This window comes from Mesorhizobium sp. M0195, assembly GCF_040322115.1.
Taxonomy (GTDB): Bacteria; Pseudomonadota; Alphaproteobacteria; order Rhizobiales; family Rhizobiaceae; genus Mesorhizobium.
The window spans coordinates 20,415-38,233 of sequence record NZ_JAMYSV010000031.1 but is presented as its reverse complement, the minus strand read 5'-3'; the positions used below and the strand labels follow the sequence as shown (position 1 = coordinate 38,233).

The window sequence follows — 17,819 nt, the reverse complement described above, 5'->3', positions numbered from 1 at the left end:
AGCTTTCGCGCTGCCGCACAATGGCATTACGCACCTCGCGTATGGATTCGAAAGCCTGGGTGGTGGTCTGGAAGAGCCGCTCACCCTGGATTAATACACGCGTATTTTCAAGATTTGCCCGATATTGAGTTTCTGAAGGCGCAGATAACGTTCGAAGGTGGTGCTCTAGAAGTACGGTTTTGGATCGACAGCCCTGATTTAGAGGCGGATCTCGCAGCTAAACTCGAATTTCAACTCGGTCGACTAAAGTTGAATGAGCGGTTCCGCAGCCAAATTAATAAATTCCTCTCAGAGCAGCGTACCGCTATGCGCATGTTCAACGAGATCAGCCCTGAACTTTTCGCACAGTACCTTGGTCGCTGCGCAAATAGTCTATCCGGATCGTTTGGGCGGAACGATTGGCGGGTTGCACTGTTGCGCGCGCTATCCGAACATCAAGAATTCTGCACTGCGCCAGAGCTGTATATTGGACTATGAGTTCCTCATTGTCGTCGGACGCATCCGGCTAGGTTGCTACAACTCACCTGCAGCATTCTTCATCCGCTCCAGATGCTCCACACAGATTTGTTCCGCAGACTTCTGAAGCTCCTCCGTCCGCTCGCCCAACTAGACAAGCGCTTCCTCGGTTATCTCGGAGTGCTCGGAATACCGAGCTTTGACATAGGCCTCGTTTAGGTTGTTGAACCGCGCTGGCGCATTTTCACAATCGCATGCGAGCCACTGACGATGAAGGGCTATCGCAGCGATTTTGATCTGCTGGCAGTCGTCAACAACAACAAGCTCGCCGACTTCGCTTACTGGTACAAGGCAGTCGACGTGTCCGTTATAGCAGCCTTCGACATATACGAAAGGCTGCCAGATCCGAGTGCGAGCTACCGATCCCGGCGGTTACGCGACTTCATGCGGCGTATGACTTCCCAGTGTGTTGGAGGCGATCAGGGGCAAGTCCTTGGCGCTGATTCTTTCCACCATTGTGACCAGTGTCATTAGGTCGTTTGTGAGGAAGTTGTCGAACTTCGCCAATGCGGGTTGCGCTAGTCGTACAGCCAGGTCTTTTCCGTGTGGCGCCGGCGAACCGGCTATGTCCTGCAGCGTTTGCATGGCCTTCTCCGCTTCGCATTCCTGAAGCTCAATGGCATGCCCGAAATGCGATGCTCTAACCTCGCGCGACAGCAGTGCCAGGGTCAGCGTCTGCAGTTTCCTGGTTCCGACCCAAGGGAAAATCAGGACCCCCTCTCCATGCGTAATGATTGAACGACGATTCAGCTGCAGGTCCAGGAACGAACTGCGCGCCTCATCCAGCAGCCGCTTTGCGGCGGGATCGAGATATGGATAGGCCTCGTCGGATGCGAGAACCGTGCGCATCGTTGCCACCACATGATCGTGGATCGCCGCCCCCTTGCCATTGAAATGCGGTGGCTTTCCCGCCCGTGTCGGCTTGACCATGATGACCCGAGCGCGATCGTCGATTTCGCTGACTTGCCAGCGGCGCCCCGCAAAAATGATGGTTTCGCCACGTGCAACCGGGGAATTCAGCGGGTAGGTGCCGAGTGTGCGTGCATCGTGAATGATGCGGTACTCTCGTTCCGTGGCGAAAACAGCATAGAATTCGTACGATTCCGTGATTTTTTCCCCGGTCGATCCGATCATGAGCAAGCCTTCCGGAGACTGCTCAAGCAACTGGTTTTCAGGTGTGGCCATGCACCGGAGCAATTCGGCAAACAGCCTCCTGTCCACGGCTCGGAAGGGGCCGCGCTCGCATAACAGTTTCCAGGCGACCGTCGGGCTTACGCCCCCCGTCTGTGCTATCAGTGCCATCACTTGATGGAGGAGCGTTGAAAGATGCAGGCCAGCTGGCAATGGCGGCTCACACCATCCCCCCCGCAGGCACTCAACCATTGCAATCGACTGAACCAGATCCAGGCGTAAGCGATCAATTGGGTGTCGCCCCTTACCAATGGGGGGCTCGATGACGAACATGCGCAGCGTTGCGGGCTTTCCGGCCCTGCGGCCGGATCGGCCAAGGCGCTGGCGAAGTGATGCGACCGAAAAACCGGGCCCGATCTGGGCGATTGTCTCCACCTCGCCAATATCGATTCCGAGTTCCAGGGTGGTGGTCGCGACCGCCGTGGTCGGGCGCGGATCGTCTCGAAGTCGCGCTTCGACCTCCTCGCGCATTGCCCTTGCGAGATTGCCATGATGCGGGAAGAACTCATTTGGAAAGCTCGCTTCGTCGCACATCGAACGCAGCATGTCGGCATAAACCTCGACATTGGCGCGAGATCCGGCAAACAGCAGATTGCTCTGGCCGCGCAGCAGACGAAACAAGTCGGCCGCAAGCGCCGCTGGGACCGTCGGTTGTTCGAAAGGTTCGGCCGACTTTCTGGGCGGATCGCCATCGTCTGATGTGGCCGTGAGATCGCCCGGGGCGGTGCCGTCCAGCAGATAACCCCGGATCTGCAAACGGACCCCGTTTCCCTCGTCCTCGCCTTCCACGATCGTGACGCTGGTCCCTTTGCCGGGCCGCAGCGCCTCGGCAGCCAGGCTCATGTCGCCAAGTGTTGCCGACAGCCCAATTCGATCGATGCGGTCTCGCGCGGTCGCCACTTCGATCCTGTTCAGGATCGACTGCAGCTGCATGCCACGCTCGGTGCCGATGAAGGCATGCAACTCATCGATGACCACCGCATCGAGGCGCGAAAACAGCTGCGTAACCTCACCGCCCCTGCGAACGAGCAACGCCTCCAGCGATTCCGGCGTGATCAGCACGATACCTGACGGGCGTTTCCGTGCCCGGGTTTTGGCGTCCGCCGATACGTCGCCATGCCATTTGTGCAGGAGGACGCCACTGCCCTCGCACAGGCTCTCCAGCCGCCGGTGCTGATCGTTGATCAATGCCTTCAGTGGGCTGACATAGAGGATGGCGAACCCATCGGCGCTGCCTGCGTGCTCGGCATACCGGGTCAACAACGGCAGGAAGGCGGCTTCAGTCTTGCCGGCGGCAGTGCGTGCGGAGATCACGACATCGCCGCCCGCGAGGATGGCCGGAATGGCTTTTTCCTGGACATCACGCAGGGACGACCATTTCCGCTGCCATATCCAGCGCCTGACCGGCTCGGAAAGCGTGTCAAATGCGGAGGGTTGCAAGCTCGTCGTCCGATCCGCCTTCGACGTCGTCGATCGCCTGGTCGCCAGCACTGCCTCGATCTTCCGCGACATCCATTGCGCCGAGCATCTCTTTCCAATCCGTGCCGGGGTTTTGCTGCAGGATCGCGAGCAGATCGACGAAGGCCTTCACCGTGTTGCGCGGGGTACGAAAATAGGCCTCGCCGATCCGGTTGGCGCAATGGTCCATGAATGCGTGGAGCGCCTCATCCGGTACGAGCCATTTTTCCTGATCGCCCGCCGCAAAGACGTCGCGTAGCCGCTCCAGGAGATGGTAGAGTTCTTCCGGCGTCAGGTTCGGCAGATTGACCACCGGACCGGAATAGTCGGCAAGGCCATTGCCGGCAAAGCTGTTCCCGGCAAGGCGGGACTGCAAGGCCTCGTAAGAGTACAGGCCGCGCCGCGTGTCGAGCAGGAATTCCGGCGTCCCGCCCAATATGAAGCCGATACCCTGCGTCGTGCCCTGCAGAACATCGTTGAAGATGCGCAGAATCTGCTCGTAATTCTGTTTGCGGGCCTGGGCGCTCTGCAGCTTGTAGAGATTGACGAGTTCGTCGAGACAGATCAACAGGCCGCCGAAGCCAGCGAGCCTTGTGAAACGGGCGAGCAGTCTCAGGCCATCATAGAAGGACGCGTCGTCGATGATGGTACGCACGCCCAGGTCGGCCCGCGCCTCTGTTTTGGTCGTGTATTCGCCGCGCAACCAACGCAGCGCCGCGTCCTGCAAATTGCCATTTCCTTCCTCGTAACCGCGCGCATAGGCAACGATCACGGTTGCGAAATCATATCCGCCGACCATCTCGCGAAGGTCGCCAAGACCGTCCTTGATCGCGGTTTCGATGGTCGTCCCGCTGGAGGAAGCCCGCTCCGACGCTTTCTGGATGTAGCTTTCCAGAATGTTTCTGAGCGCCCCTCCGTCTGGAGCAGTGCGGGTCGCCAGGCTGGTGGCAAGCTCGGCATAAAGCGTTCGCGCCTGTCCACCGGTGGCATGGATGCGTCGGTCCGGAGAGAGGTCGGCCTGGCAGACGGCGAGCTTGCGCTGAAGTGCGATCTGCCTGATGAGGAACAGGAAGAAGGTCTTGCCGGCACCATAGGCGCCAATGACGAGACGGATGCTCGAGCCGCCATTGCTGATACGCTCTATGTCCTGAATCAGCGCTTCGATCTCGCGCTGGCGTCCGACCTGGATATGCTGGAGCCCGATGCGCGGTACGACGCCGGCACGCAAGGCACTGATGATGGTGTCTCGATCTCTCGGTTTGATCGGTGGGGTTTTTGTCGTCATGCTGACATTCCTTCGACAGACACGGTAAGCGACGGAGGCTGGGGAATAGTCTCGGGAAACAGGCTGGTGTTGACGGTGACAGGGTCCTCGCCGTCCAGGACGAGTTCATCGAAGCGGTCGAGCGACCAATCGTTCAGTGCTTGCTTCGCCGCGCCCGGCATCAGATCGGCACCACGCACCAGACGCTCGAAATCCGAAGCTGTCCAGTTGTCCCGCTCGATCAGTTGCGACAGAAGCCACGCATAGCGTCGCTCCAGTCCGTCGAAGCGCGCGTCGCCATTGGACGTCTCGATTTCCTCGATCGCGGGCGGAAGCTCGATCGGCGGCTCTGCTTCGTCGACGAAGATATCGGCAAGGACGCTGGACGTGCTCCGTGTTTCGCGTCGGATCGCTTCCAGACGCGAGATGTCGACGCGCATCGCAGGCGCTCCAGGAGGCGCCAGCGACACCGGAGTGCCCGGCGGCTGGATCCCGGCGGGGATAACCAGGGGAAGATCGTCACTTCCGTCACGCGGCTTGTTCTGCGGCGCAACACTCCCATGCAGTCGCGAATACAGGGAGTTTTCATCGAGATCCATCAGCCTGAACAGTTTCTCCAGCTGCGACACTTCTCGTGCGTGAAGGGTTCCGTCTGCCGCGGCGACAGCCACCAATTCATCGGCAAGGTCTTCGCGGCGGTCCTCTGGCACGTCTCCTATGCGTTTGGTCCAATCCACCACGCGGCTGGCATCGGCTGCGCAGACGGTGAGTTCGGCTTTGAGGCGTACACGTTCGTCCCTCGACAGACCGGGCGCTTCGTTAATCCTGCCGAAGAGCCTGCGTTCCTCCAAGGGGTGAAGGAGACCGTCGGCGAAAGCGATCACCATGCCGAGCATGATTGACAATTGCATGGGACGGTAGTGGTCGCCGGGCTCGAGGTCAGCTTCGGCTTCACGCTCCAGAGCAAAGACCATCGCCAGTTCGTCTGGCTTTGCCGACTTCAGGGAAAAGGAAGGGTCGGCGGTATGGCCATAGCCAAAGGCGGCCAGAATTGCTGAGAGTTCCTTCTGCTTCGCCCGCGCGGAAATTTTGTTGGGCTCCATCCCGGCCAATTCAGCGAGTTGTCGCATGGGTATCAATATTCCATCACGCGCTAGTTCCTGGAGCCGGCTCAATGGGCGACCAGCGAGTGTTTCACAATTCTTCACGCGCAAACCCAAGGGCAGCTGAGCCGCAGCCGCAAGGCTAGGCCTCAGTCCCTCCGAACGGCCGAGCATGCGGCTGTAGTTGTCGAGCCGATCCGTGCAGTCGTCGAAGATGCGGCGTGCACCGCCTATCGGTTCGCTGCGGTTTGTGATGTCCGGCAGGTCACCGCCAAAGGCGCGGATTGCAAGATCGAACGTCCCGCTGCAGGCACGGTAGTTGACCTTCAGTTTTCGTACTCCGGCGGCCGGAACGCGCACACCATTTGGATATTGCTTCTCCACCGCTTCCGCGAACAGCTCTCGCAACAGAGTCTGTGCCCGTCGCGCCGGCGTTCGCACCCTCGTTTCGGGGTCGGCTAGGACGTAAGCCAACAAAAGGTCCGGCTCGATCGCCTCTCCGCTGCGCACCCGCATCCCGAGGGCGACCTTCAGCATTATCGGGATCTCGTAGCTATTTTCCTCGACCTCCAGATCAAACTTTTCTGGCAACCGAGCCGATTTTAGCTGGTAGGCCGAAAGCAACGCACCAGCATAACGCTTGAACGAACCATTCCCTCCATACACCTGCAATAGCCGGCAAACCTCGGCAACGACACCATCGGCGTCGGGTGGGCTTTCTTCCAACATGAGGCGGCGTTCGAGACCGTAGAAGTAGAGGAACACGTATCCGATATAGGCGTCGGGATCGGATCGCGATCCGGCAAGCCAGTCCAGAAAGGATTTTCGCGCCGGGGGCGAAATGCTCAAGTAGGACGGCCAGTAGCCCATCGTCTGACCGAGCGGATCGCCGTGAGCGCCCACGGTCAATCTCGGGTCGATCAGGCAGTTCTCCGGGTCGGTTGAAGTGCCCTGCCTCGGCAGGTGCTCGCCTACATAGATCATGCCCCCGGGAATGTCATGGCTTCCCACCATTGCTGCTGTATTCGCAGGAATCCAATGTGCCGACTGGCGGGCGGTGGGGCTCGCTCGCACTGCGGGTAGCCGGTCGAACCACCGCGGCTGGTCCGTTCGGGCCGTGTTGGGAACAAGCATAGGGCCGCGTTGCCGAATGAAATCCGAAACCTGAGCATTGTCCGATGCGAGCGATCCATCGGTTGTGGTCGTTACCGGGGTGACCTTGGTGGTTTCAATGCTTTGCCAACCCGTCTTTGCGGGAGCGGCTGAAGGATTGGGCAGTGGTTTGGGCGGTCTAATGGCTCCGCGTTGTCTGATGAAGTCGTGGACAGCTCTATTATGTGCGGCGACAGAAGTCGCAATATCTGATGGTAAGGCTTGTTTCTGTTCGACCGGTTGTCTTGCAACTGCAATATTGGCTGGAGCGATCAGATCGTTCCGAACCAAGAGGTGCCTGTTGCGTCTGGCCGATTGGTAGAGACCGCTATCAAGTTGGCTGCCCTTGCTTTCGGAACCCGACGGCTGCGTCTGATCCGTTGCGGCCGTAGGGGGAATGAGAACAGGACCGCGTTGTCGAATGGATTCCGCTATCTGAGCACCATGCGATGCGAGCGATCCCGTTGTCGTTACCGGGGTGACCTCGCTGGCCTCTATGCTTTGCCAACTCGTTTTTGCGGGAGCGTCCGGCTGCCTGGCTGAAGGATTGGCCCCTGATTTAGGCCATCGGATTGCTCCTCTCTGTCGGATGAAATCGTGGACGGCGGCGTTGTGTACCGCAAGAGAAGCCGCAATATCCGCCGGCAGGACCAGCTTTTGGTCGACTGGCTGCCTTCCAGCAGCATTGTTGGCTGGAACCATGCGATCGGTCGGGCCATGGAGGCGATGCCTATCGGTTCTGGCCGACCGGTTGGGAGTGCGCTCAGGTTCGCTGCGCTTGCTTTCGGATGCCGTTGGAACCGACTCCGCTGCTGAATTTCTTCGGCGTCGCCGCAGGAAGAAGAACGCGGCTGCGATCCCTAGCAGGCCCAAATAGATCAAACGTGGCGTTGGGCTGGTTGGCCTCTCTCTGACCTTGTTGGGCTCCGGCGCCAAACGATCGGATTTGGCTGAAGCCCCCTCCGTATGCGTCAGCAAAGGCGGTGCCTGGCCGACATCGCCACCAGCTTTCCCGGCTTCCACGTTACTTGTCTCTGGAGTTACCGTCGTTGGAACACCAGGCTGCTCCAAACTCGAAGGGCGCGCATCCGTGGCTATGGGCGTCAACGGGCCACGCGCCACCTTGGGTTTCGGAAAAAGCGCCGCTGACGTCGCTTCGTCCAAAGTACCCGTCTGAGGAAGATTGCTCGCTTTCTGGAATGCCTTGAGCGCACTGATGGACCGACGTCCCCAAATTCCATCCGCGGTGCCGAGATCGTACCCATGTTCGGTAAGGGCCTGTTGAACCTGCCGCGCAGAGTATCGGGATTCCTGGGCAGTGGCGGTGCCTGCAACACTCAGCACTGTCGCCAAGGCGACAGCCACCGTCCAAGGAAATGGCAACCTCATCCCGTTTGCCCCGCCGCCCCGTTTAAGCATAGCTGGGATAAGTTCCTTTGAGAACTCGCGCTGTTACATTTCCTCCAAATGAGAACGGACGTTCAACAGCAGAAACTGCCGATCTCTTTGATTGCACTCTTCCCCCCTCGAACTCGTCCTCGTTCAGCCCGAACAGAAGCTCCATTCACGATAGCCGATCTGGACAACGGATGGCTCTAAGGCCGGGCCAAACGAGGCCGGGCTGAATTTCGACCGATGTCCGAAATATGCCCGCAAATTTCGGACAATGCGCCACCTGTCGGCCTGCCCACTGCCTATCGCCGATCGATCTATTGATCATGTACATGCAAACGCAGCGGTCGTTCCGTCGTCAGCGTCCAGGTATTCGTCGGCCTCGACTTCAACGGCCTCTTTGAGGCTGGCAAAGTCGGACATGATGTCACCAGCCAGCAGCTTCTCCTTGCTCAGCAGTCCGGCATCCTCCAGCGCTTCGAAATCCGGCAGGTCGCGCAGCGTGTCGAGACCGAACTCCAGCAGGAATTCTTTGGTCGTGACGCATCTGACGCGGCCGGCCTATGCCGATGCCATCGGTGCCGCGGTCGGCGGAAACGAGCGAGCCGTGGATCTGACACAATCTGAAGTGCTGGTGCTGATGTGTGTGGCGTACTTCCAGCCGATCACCCCCGCCGAGCTATCTTCCTTCTTCGGCAAGGAGATCAGCCGCGATCTCATCGGTCATCTGCGCGGCGCGAAGCTGATTGCGTCCGGTCCGCGCAGCCCGACGCCCGGCGCGCCCTACACCTACGCCAGCGGCCTGATGACCATGCGCGCGCTGGAGGCCGCGAAGGCGCTTGAAGCCGACAGGATCGGCTGCGCCGTTCTGCACGTTCCGACGATCAAACCTCTGGATACGGAGGCGATACTCGCTGCCGCGCGCCGTTCGGGACGGCTGGTGGTGGCGGCGGAGAACCACACCATCATTGGTGGCCTTGGCGAAGGCGTTGCCGCGCTGCTGATGCGCGAGAGAGTGACCCCAGTCTTTCGCCAGATCGCCCTGCCCGACGAGTTCCTCGACGCTGGCGCGCTGCCGACGCTTCACGATCGCTACGGGATTTCAACTTCCGAGCTCGTGCGCCGCGTCCGCATTTGGAGCGAAGGAGAAGTAAGAGCTCTCCCCACACAACAGTTGAGTCATCGACCTTGACCTTGCCCCTCTTATCTAATCCGGTTTGAAGTTCGTTCTGGCCCATCGAGAGGACCAGGACATGAAACGTAGCCGCTTCTCTGAAGAGCAGATCATCGGAATTTTGAAGGAACATGAGGCCGGGGTATCGGTTGCCGATCTGTGCCGCAAGCACGGGGTCAGCGACGCCTCGATTTACAACTGGAAGGCCCGCTTCGGCGGGATGGATGTCTGCGAGGCTCGGCGACTGAAGGCTCTGGAGGACGAGAACACGCGGCTGAAGCGGCTTCTGGCCGACGCCATGCTCGACAATGCCGCGTTGAAGGATCTTGTGGGAAAGAAATGGTGACGCCCGCGGCCAAGCGGAAACCTTTCCAGCGACCAGATCGATCAACTTCAACGCCGACTGCAACGGACCAGGCGATCAAGGAAAGGTGCATCATGAAGCATTCGCGGAGCCGACAATAGCCGACGCCATTCTCGACCGGATCATCCACAACGCCCATCGCATCACCCTCGAAGGCGACAGCATGAGAAAGCAAAAAACACCGCCGCCCTTGACCGGCGCCGAAAACGGCGAAATCAATCGCAAATGACTTCAACCAGGCAACCGAGCGCCGACCCCATCCTGCTGTCCGCGAATTAGTGAAACTGCTGTCCGCGATTTAGCGGAACGACTGTCCCGTTTTTGCGAAATACGCACGTCCGACGCAGCTTGCGTTGACAGAGGCGGTTTTACGCGCAGTTGCAATAGCACTTCCGCCGGCCTATTTTTGTGGAGTTCAATTGTGGTTCGGCCAAGGGCGCTTTGGGCGCCGGACCGGCCCCGTGTAAACCTCATTAAAGAGAGACGAACCCTGCCATGGAAGAATTCTTATCGCGCATCGCCACTGGTGCCGGCATCGGCCCGGCTCTCGCAGAGAAGGCCGTTGGGTTAATGCTGGGTTTCCTGCAACGCCACGCGGCCGACGGTCCCGTTGCGCGCATGATCGCGGCCATTCCCGGAGCTTCGGAATTAGTGGCGAAGTATCATGGCAACGACCCAGAGGGCGGAGGCGGCCTCATGGGGCTCGGCCAGCAATTGATGAGTGAGGGTCTCAGCATTCTAAAGATCGCCGCCATCGCCAACGAGACGATCGCCTTCGCCAAGGAACATGCCGGCGACGAACTCGTGGACGAGGTCCTCAATTCCGTTCCTGGCCTTCCCCAGTTCGTCTGATCAGCGGCAGCCGGGGGCGCATGACCTCGTGCGCCCGTGCCGGCCCGTCTGCGCAGGTAGGCATTCTCCGCCGAGCGCTCCGTACCGATCTCGCCAGACCACCAACCGCCGGGCACGCGAAGCGAGCGTTGGAGTACTTCATTCGTCTGTCCCAAAATCGACCGCAGGCGAACCGATGTGTATAACTTCCGGCGGTAAGGGTTTATCGTGAACGCTTTCGATGAAGCCCGCGAGATAAGCAAACGTATTGTATTTCTCAAGAACCAACCGCTTCGCCTCTTGTATTGCGCCGCGACGCTCCTTCCAGAGGTCCGAGTCGATGATTTCTTGAATTTTTTGGATTACGTTCTTGTCCTCTGGGTCAATCAGAACCATTGAGTCGGAAGGGAAGAACCTCGTGATTGCCGGGCTGCCGTAATAGATCGGCATTGTTTCAGCAACGAAGCAGTCCATAAGCTTCTCTGTAAAATAGTAATCAGCACGAGTATTCTCGAAAGCTATACTGTAACGGTACGGTGCGAGTGCGTCCCATTTATCTCCAATCAGCCGAAAACCTCGGCCGAACAGGTCAAAATCGAGCTCCTCTCTCAGCCGTTCCAGAAACGCCAGCCGATATCGATGCCCTTTAAGCAGGGCGATGTTACTGGTAATCCATGAGAGCCGAAGCGGCTTGTCCACGACTTCGCTGACCAGAAGTTGGTCATATGTCTTTGTTACAGACCAAGACCGAGTGATAGGTGGAGACAAAACGAATCGGCGCTCTGCATTCTGCCGAGCAGCCAGCTCTGCGTCAGACGTCAGGACGATGGTATTTTTCCCTTGCCCTTCATGAAATGCGCGATGAGCTTTCGTCGGCGGTTCGCCGATTGCAAAAATTGTCCTGTTTGGACTCGCCTCGATATCAACAGGGAGCCCAAAAATAGAAGCAGAGTTAAAGACAATATGCCAATCGGGCGCGAAGGATGTCCTGCGTACAAAAGCGACATTGTTCCAGATTCCACTGCCCTTTGGAGTGAGATGGTGGATTGCATCATCCAAAACGCCCCAAGAATCCAGACATGTAGCAACAATGGGCGCCGGACGTTCCGTCAACAATTTGGTCGACAAAGCAGTTCCACCCCATTCACTTCCGTTGGACCGGGAGCAACTCGTGCATCGGGCGCAAGACCTCTCTGCGCCTGAAATAGCTCGCGATCCTGATCGGTATCAAACACACGATTCTGTGCGACTTCGCGATTCTGTGCGACTTCGCGCCATTCGACAACTCATCTCTAAGACCGCGGGAATCCCTTCACTCGTGAAGGTACTCAATCGCCATTTCGGATTGCGGTAAGATTGGGCAGCATAAACCTTCCGGGACCCGCTGTCGAGGCAATTGTCGCTTTGCACCTAACCAGGTTCTTCCTCACTTTGTGTGGTGATCAGGCCGGTTGAGTGGCAGCATGCGTGCCCTCTAAAATATGGAAGTTGACTACATTCTTATTATTAATCGGGATATACGACCAGTTTAGAGGCGGCTCGCCTCTCACAGGCGACGTTTGCAGCGGCGACGGCAGATCGAGATATTGGCGGGTTGATGCCGGGGCTTTGTCCGAAATCTGTGGTCCGATTTCGGACGAAGTGACGGTCAAGATGTCCGAAATATGCTACGAATTTCGGACAAGCTTCACACACAAAGCGCCGCGGCTTTGCCCGACATCATCGATATCGTCATGCAGATGGGCGATGCCGACCTAGCCTCGTCCCCCTCCCCTTCCAGCCATTGCCAATCCCAGCCTGCCTGCGCAGCTTGAGGCGCTCGCCGGCCGCGCGCGCGATTATATCGAGGCGGCGAGTTCGGCCAACACGCGCCGCGCCTACGCAGCCGACTGGAAGCATTTTTCGAGCTGGCGCCGGCGCCAGGGCATCGAGATGTTCCCGCCCGATCCTGAGGTCGTCGGGCTCTATATCGCCGCCTGCGCGTCAGGTACGGCCACTGGCGACAAAAAGCCCAACACCATTTCAACCATCGAGCGCCGGCTTTCGTCGCTCTCCTGGAATTTTGCCCAGCGCGGCCAGCCGCTGGACCGCAAGGACCGGCATATCGCCACGGTGATGGCTGGCGTTCGCAACACCCACGCCTCCCCTCCCCGGCAGAAGGAAGCGATCCTGCCCGAGGATCTGATCGCATGTTCGAGACCCTCGACCGCGGCACGCTGCGTGGTCTGCGCGACCGCGCCATGCTGCTTTTGGGTTTCGCCGGCGGCCTTCGCCGATCCGAAATCGTCGGCCTCGACGTCGGCAGGGATCAGACCGAGGACGGGCGCGGCTGGGTCGAGATTTTTGCCGATAAGGGTCTGCTTGTCACATTGCGCGGCAAAACCGGCTGGCGCGAGGTCGAAATCGGCCGCGGCTCCTCCGACGCCACCTGCCCTGTGGTCGCTCTGCAGACCTGGCTAAGACTGGCGCGCATTGCGCACGGACCGCTGTTTCGGCGCGTTGCTGGTCAAGGCAGAGCCGTCGGTGCCGATCGCTTGAACGACCAGGAGGTCGCACGCCTGGTCAAGCGCACGGCGCTCGCCGCCGGCGTGCGCGGCGATCTGTCGGAGGGCGAACGGGCCAAGAAATTCGCCGGCCACTCACTGCGCGCCGGCCTCGCCTCGTCGGCCGAGGTCGACGAACGCTATGTGCAAAAACAGCTCGGCCATGCCTCCGCGGAGATGACGCGAAATTATCAGCGCCGGCGCGATCGTTTCCGCGTAAATCTCACCAAGGCGTCCGGGCTCTGATGCCCCCGTTTTGTCCGCTGGGATGAGGCGGTCAGATCCCAGGCGATAACAATACCTCATCGAGCACAGGGAGCGCTGTATCCAGACTATCGGCGGCCGACGCTTCGTAGTCAGGCATGATCATCAACTGCGTTATGGCACGGCCCACAAATTCCGGGTTTAGCTTTTCCAACCGATCCTTGGTCCGGGAGACCTGTTCCGGGAATGCGCGCAGATTGAAGCGAACAAATGACGAGGTCTCTTATCCCCGACACGAATAGCTCGCGATCTCATCGGGATTTCCCTTACCGCCATAGGCAGCTTGAGTGGGATAAGCGCAGATCGGCTGGTGCTTGCCGGGGAATGCCTTGCTGCCAGCCGCGAGAGAATCCGGAGCCTTGTCTTGGTTTATCCAGCCCTCGATGGCGGCCAAAGGATCAAAGTCGTCGAAGGCTTGGCCATCGCCGCAGTGGGTCATCCCCGGGATTATGAACATGCGCACGAAACGGCGAGTCGCTTCCAAATCGCCGCCGCTTGTGACCTCGACGACTTGCTTGTACCAGCGCACCAGATCGTTGGCTGAGAAGACCGGATCGGAAAGTCCCTGAAACAAGAGCAGCTTTCCACCGTGGGCACCGAAGCTGGCGAGATACGTGCCGGTCGCATCATTGAGCTTGGCCGTATCCGCAACGCGTGCCGGATCCTTGTCGAAGTCGAACTTCAGGGGGTCAAAATTCGGCGCCGGGGGCGTCATGAAGTAGTATTGAAGCGAGCGGGCTCCCAGAACGATGTTATTTGCATCCGACTGGGAAGTGGGGGAATTGCCCAGCTTCCACATTCTCCAGTCCGCGCCCGCAACGCCCGTATCATATGGCCAATCGCTGTAAAGCTTTTCGCCATCGGAGCTTTCCGGACCCGCGAACGCGCGGCTCATGGCCTGCACTTGACCAGCCGTGAGGCAGCTGTCCGTCTTATCGCCTTGGCAGGACAGGACCTTTGGGTCGAACCGGCACTGCTGCCAGGCGTTGATGACGCCATCCTCAATGCCATCGCGAGCATCACAGGCAGCGAGAACCGCCTTGGCGACGATGTTCAGATCCTGCTGGGAGAAGGCGCGGGATAGAATGGGATGGCCGGCCTCATCCTTGGGAGCGATGCTCATGTACTGGCGAGTATCCCAAGCTTCGGCAATGTTGGCGGCACTGAGACGAAAACCCGGGCTACCTGCAACAATGCCGTCGAACTCGAGCGGATATCGCTGAGCCGCTATCAACGCCTCACGACCGCCATTCGAGCATCCCATGAACACCGACTTTTTCGGAGCCGCCCCATAGAACTTTGCAATCACCTGCTTCGAGACCGAAGTGACTTTGCCAATGGAGGCGTACGCAAAATCAATGCGTGCGGCTTGATCGACCCCGAAAGCCGGATCGGGGCTTGGGTGCCCGCCATCCATGCTTACAACAGCGTAGCCGCGCAAGAGCCCGGGAGCCGCGGTCGAGTTCCGGCAAGGAATGGTCCCGACGGCCGGCGCCAGGAAGCCATCAACTGCGCCGCCGCCCTGGAAAAGGAACATGTCGTTCCAGGTCGTCGGAAGACGCACCTCAAACCGGGTGCCATATGATTGACCATCGACCCCCTGGCGTTTCCCGATAACACCTCGGACAAGGCAGTGCCCGCCCACTTTTACCGCCTGAGGCGAGGCGCCGGTGAATGCAGTGAAGGGATCTGCGGGGATCTCCTGCGGCTTTTGAAGGCTAGCCTCGGTAAAGATCACGCTTGGAATTTGGAGCTTGGCGATGGACCGGCACGCCTGATCCGACGCGTTTGCCGCCAGTGCAGGCGCACATACAAATATGATCGCCAACATCAGTGCCAGCGTGCACCCGCGGTCCCGCAGCTTGAGCCCGTTAGCCAAGAACATACCCATCCTCCCTGGATGCGCCCGATAGCCCGAAAGCTGATCGCATTGGTAGCTAGTTGTGAGCTTTCAGTAGCTTGTCCATCCGGTCCGAACCGGGAAAGCTGAGATTATCGAAGCTTCAGTGACTCCAGGGGGACCGGATGAACATCCATAAGAATACCGGTCTGACGCCGCTCGGTCGAGAGCGGATTTTTTGCGCCTGGGCGCGCCGGCAGCACCTCGGAGGTGTTGCCGCCTGATCCGCAGACCGTCGGCCTCTACATCACGGCCTGTGCATCCAGAAAGGTTACAGGAGACAAGAAACCAAACTCTGTGGCGACGATCGAGCGCCGTCTCTCCTCCCTGGCGTGGAATTATACGCAGCGTGGCGAGCCGCTCGATCGAAAGGACCGCCATATCGCCACCGTGCCCGCCGGCATCCGTAACAGCCACGCAAAACCGTCTGTGCAGAATGAGGCCATACTTCCCGAAGACCTGATCGCCATGCTGGAGACGGTGCTCCGCAAGACCCATCAGGTCGCCCCAGGCCAGAGCAACCGGCTCGTCCCCGGGGAGGACGAAACGGTCGACCACTCCGCTTGTTCGACTTGTGTTCGGGCGACTATCCCGGCTTCTATGCATCGCGCTTCGGCGCGGCGAGCTTTGTCCAACGCGCCAAGCCTTTGAACCGAATCGCTGTAGACGGAAGTCGCGGCGAGCTTCGCGTTGTTGATCGGAGCATCGAACCAGGCGTCGTATCCGCGGTATCCACCCCATCGTCTGTCGCGCAATCTGTTGGCGAGCGCGTCCTCAGCCGTTCGATCGCGGCCGTCTTTGCCGCAAACTATTATATGGCGGCCGCCGATGCCATTCGGGCGCGCAATATCTCAGGGGTTGAAGGATCGTCGATCAGTTTTCCGATGTCTTGGCGGGCCGCGATGATCTGCACATGACCCTACAAAGATTGCGCGTAGTAGGAAATACTGGTGCAACTGGTCACCCCAGGCGTCAGGATAATCGTAGAACCAATCGAACGAATGCACGCATCGCGGTTTGCCTATAGCACTGCTCTCCTGTCCCGATAGCGCAAATTCGCGGTTACCTCCGGCCACGAACAGTCGGACCAATTTTATTTGTAGGTTAGACCTTCGTCCTCGGCAAGATTGGCCAAGCGATGACTCGCTGCTGAATTGCCGGCCCGCGCGTGATGAGCGCGAAGGCGTCAGGTGCCCCCGCCGTCAAGACTCAAGCCGCAACGTAATCAGGCGGGAGTGCCTTCCGCTAGGTGGGGATGGACTGGCCGCCGAAGTCAGAAGCAGCAAGCCTGGAGCATAATGGAAGACCTCGACCATGTGAAGCAGGCCGTGAAGGGCGACCTAGCCTATTTGCAGCCACCTGCTCAAAGCCGCGACATGAAGCCAGCCGCCAGCCTGCTAGTTCGACAGCAACCGTTCAGCTTGCTGCCGCCGACCGCTTGAAAACGATGGTCACCTTCGTCCCTTTGTTGGCGCTGGACTCGACGGCTAAGTGGGCCTTGGCGTTCTCGGTCAGCGATCGCGCGATCAGCGCTCCGAGCTTGCCTGGTTTGGGCCACACCTCGCCTTCCGGCAGGCCGATTCCGTCGTCCGCCACTATAACCCGGCAGCCGTCGCCATCGACGACGCTGTGCAGTGTTATCGTGCCGCCATCGCGGCCCCGGAACGCATGCTTTAGTGAATTGGTCAGCAATTCGTTTACGACCAGCCCGGCCGGCATGGCGACGTTTATTGACACGGGATATGTATCCACCTTCATATCCAGGCGGATCCCCTCGACTGCATGCGAGCTCATCACCGCGGACGCGATCTGGCTGAGATAGACGCCAAGATCGACCTCCTCCTTCGGCTCGTCGGCGGTTAGCGTCTGGTAGAGGATCGCCAGAGCGTCGACGCGACCGGCGAGCCGCTCAAACCGTCTCCGGTCGGCCTCGGTCGCGTTGCGGCTTTCCAGCCGGATCAGCGCGGTGATCATCTGCAGGTTGTTCTTCACCCGGTGCTGCAGTTCGCGCAGCAGCGTGTCTTTCTCGCTGACACGCTCCTCGGCCGAGCGCTGATCTCCCGCCTCGCCGTGAGCCGATACGTCGACCAGGGCCACCAGTCGGAAGCAAACCTTGCCGTTGTCGTCTTCGATCACGTTGGAATAAACGTCGACGATCGCGGGTTTGTCCTCGCCGCGCTCCAGCCTGAAGGTGCCGACCAAATCGGTTCCCTCGACCACCGCCTCGGCTAGCGGCCTGTCCTTTTGCTGATGGAGGCCCGTGCCTAAAAGGGCCGCCCAGTTTTCTTGGGTGAGCCTGGCGGCCATCAGGCCTGAGAGTTTCTCGAATTCCGGATTGGCGTAGACCACGCGCTCTTCACCGGCAAGGTCCGAAACGGCTATGGCGATCGGCACCTGGTCGAGGAATTTCTTGAACTGTTCGCTTTCCAGTGCGGTTGCAAGGTCAGGTGTATCAAGTAACTGCTCGACCGCCTCAGCCTTCTCTGAATCCGATGTCATTTGCGCGCCTGTTCTGTGCGGATGATATCAACAATGCGGCGAGCCCGCCATCGCCAAAACTGGAGCTGCATCTCACGTTTCGCATCACGCATCTGACAACCAGCTCTGCATCGCGTAACGGCCGCACGTCCAGCATTGCGACCGGCCGAAGGAGAGCGGCAAGGATCG

At 59.4% G+C, this 17,819-nt stretch carries 9 protein-coding genes and 7 pseudogenes; 8 read left to right on the top strand and 8 right to left on the bottom strand.

Features of this window, described 5'->3' with window-relative positions; genetic code table 11:
• Both NKJ12_RS29655 and NKJ12_RS29650 read left to right on the top strand, forming a co-directional pair.
• Positions 1–477: pseudogene (locus NKJ12_RS29655) on the top strand (hypothetical protein); the annotation flags it as partial.
• A 237-nt stretch (positions 478–714) separates the two neighbouring features.
• Positions 715–816, top strand: a pseudogene (locus NKJ12_RS29650) (nucleotidyltransferase); the annotation flags it as partial.
• 72 nt (positions 817–888) lie between these two features.
• Here the strand turns inward: NKJ12_RS29650 and NKJ12_RS29645 are convergent.
• From NKJ12_RS29645 to NKJ12_RS29630, 4 genes and pseudogenes are all read right to left on the bottom strand, one after another.
• The gene (locus NKJ12_RS29645) at positions 889–3,219 is read right to left on the bottom strand and encodes a DEAD/DEAH box helicase (RefSeq protein ID WP_352706978.1); all 2,331 of its coding nucleotides are present in this window, start codon (positions 3,217–3,219) and stop codon (positions 889–891) included.
• On the bottom strand, positions 3,128–4,450 hold the full coding sequence (locus NKJ12_RS29640) for an ATP-binding protein (protein WP_352706976.1): 1,323 nt from the start codon (positions 4,448–4,450) through the stop codon (positions 3,128–3,130). The genes NKJ12_RS29645 and NKJ12_RS29640 overlap by 92 nt, the downstream gene beginning before the upstream one ends.
• Positions 4,447–8,073 (bottom strand): TerB N-terminal domain-containing protein, encoded by a 3,627-nt coding sequence (locus NKJ12_RS29635; RefSeq protein WP_352706974.1) that lies wholly within the window; start codon positions 8,071–8,073, stop codon positions 4,447–4,449. Before NKJ12_RS29635 ends, NKJ12_RS29640 begins: the two co-directional genes overlap by 4 nt.
• Positions 8,074–8,400: 327 nt before the next feature.
• Positions 8,401–8,619, bottom strand: a pseudogene (locus tag NKJ12_RS29630) (hypothetical protein); the annotation flags it as partial.
• On the opposite strand from NKJ12_RS29630, the gene NKJ12_RS29625 reads away from it, so the two are divergent.
• From NKJ12_RS29625 to NKJ12_RS29610, 4 genes and pseudogenes are all read left to right on the top strand, one after another.
• Positions 8,579–9,268 carry an SMC-Scp complex subunit ScpB gene (locus tag NKJ12_RS29625; protein WP_502905753.1) on the top strand — a complete coding sequence of 230 codons (690 nt, stop codon included), beginning with the start codon at positions 8,579–8,581 and terminating at the stop codon, positions 9,266–9,268. The pseudogene NKJ12_RS29630 and the gene NKJ12_RS29625 sit on opposite strands and share 41 nt — an antisense overlap.
• Before the next feature lie 61 nt (positions 9,269–9,329).
• Positions 9,330–9,616, top strand: a pseudogene (locus NKJ12_RS29620) (transposase); the annotation flags it as partial.
• Positions 9,617–9,687: 71 nt separating this feature from the next.
• Positions 9,688–9,843 (top strand): annotated as a pseudogene (locus NKJ12_RS29615) (ATP-binding protein); the annotation flags it as partial.
• A 266-nt stretch (positions 9,844–10,109) separates the two neighbouring features.
• Entirely contained in the window at positions 10,110–10,466 is a 357-nt protein-coding gene (locus tag NKJ12_RS29610; RefSeq protein WP_352453730.1) for a hypothetical protein, read from the top strand.
• Positions 10,467–10,604: 138 nt separating this feature from the next.
• Here NKJ12_RS29610 and NKJ12_RS29605 read toward each other — a convergent pair whose 3' ends face one another.
• Positions 10,605–11,573, bottom strand: coding sequence for a glycosyltransferase family 10 domain-containing protein (locus NKJ12_RS29605; protein WP_352453731.1), 969 nt, complete (start codon positions 11,571–11,573; stop codon positions 10,605–10,607).
• A 536-nt stretch (positions 11,574–12,109) separates the two neighbouring features.
• Here NKJ12_RS29605 and NKJ12_RS29600 point away from each other — a divergent pair.
• A pseudogene (locus tag NKJ12_RS29600) lies at positions 12,110–13,234 on the top strand (site-specific integrase).
• 241 nt (positions 13,235–13,475) lie between these two features.
• Here the strand turns inward: NKJ12_RS29600 and NKJ12_RS29595 are convergent.
• A complete protein-coding gene (locus tag NKJ12_RS29595; protein ID WP_352706972.1) occupies positions 13,476–15,083 on the bottom strand; it encodes a tannase/feruloyl esterase family alpha/beta hydrolase in 1,608 nt (535 codons plus the stop codon).
• Positions 15,084–15,328: 245 nt separating this feature from the next.
• Between NKJ12_RS29595 and NKJ12_RS29590 the strand changes: the two are divergent.
• Positions 15,329–15,647, top strand: a pseudogene (locus NKJ12_RS29590) (integrase); the annotation flags it as partial.
• Positions 15,648–15,649: 2 nt separating this feature from the next.
• On the opposite strand, the gene NKJ12_RS29585 reads toward NKJ12_RS29590, so the two are convergent.
• Positions 15,650–15,907: an aminopeptidase gene (locus tag NKJ12_RS29585; RefSeq protein ID WP_352453904.1), complete on the bottom strand. Its 258-nt coding sequence runs from the start codon at positions 15,905–15,907 to the stop codon at positions 15,650–15,652.
• Positions 15,908–16,568: 661 nt separating this feature from the next.
• The gene (locus tag NKJ12_RS29580) at positions 16,569–17,651 is read right to left on the bottom strand and encodes a sensor histidine kinase (protein WP_352690164.1); all 1,083 of its coding nucleotides are present in this window, start codon (positions 17,649–17,651) and stop codon (positions 16,569–16,571) included.
• Between the last annotated feature and the right edge of the window lie 168 nt (positions 17,652–17,819).

Bases quoted from the DNA above. Each gene is read 5' to 3' on its own strand.
- NKJ12_RS29635 (WP_352706974.1), bottom strand. From the start codon at position 8,073: ATGAGGTTGCCATTTCCTTGGACGGTGGCTGTCGCCTTGGCGACAGTG.
- NKJ12_RS29610 (WP_352453730.1), top strand. From the start codon at position 10,110: ATGGAAGAATTCTTATCGCGCATCGCCACTGGTGCCGGCATCGGCCCG.
- NKJ12_RS29640 (WP_352706976.1), bottom strand. From the start codon at position 4,450: ATGACGACAAAAACCCCACCGATCAAACCGAGAGATCGAGACACCATC.
- NKJ12_RS29595 (WP_352706972.1), bottom strand. From the start codon at position 15,083: ATGTTGGCGATCATATTTGTATGTGCGCCTGCACTGGCGGCAAACGCG.
- NKJ12_RS29580 (WP_352690164.1), bottom strand. From the start codon at position 17,651: ATGACATCGGATTCAGAGAAGGCTGAGGCGGTCGAGCAGTTACTTGAT.
- NKJ12_RS29645 (WP_352706978.1), bottom strand. From the start codon at position 3,219: ATGTCGCGGAAGATCGAGGCAGTGCTGGCGACCAGGCGATCGACGACG.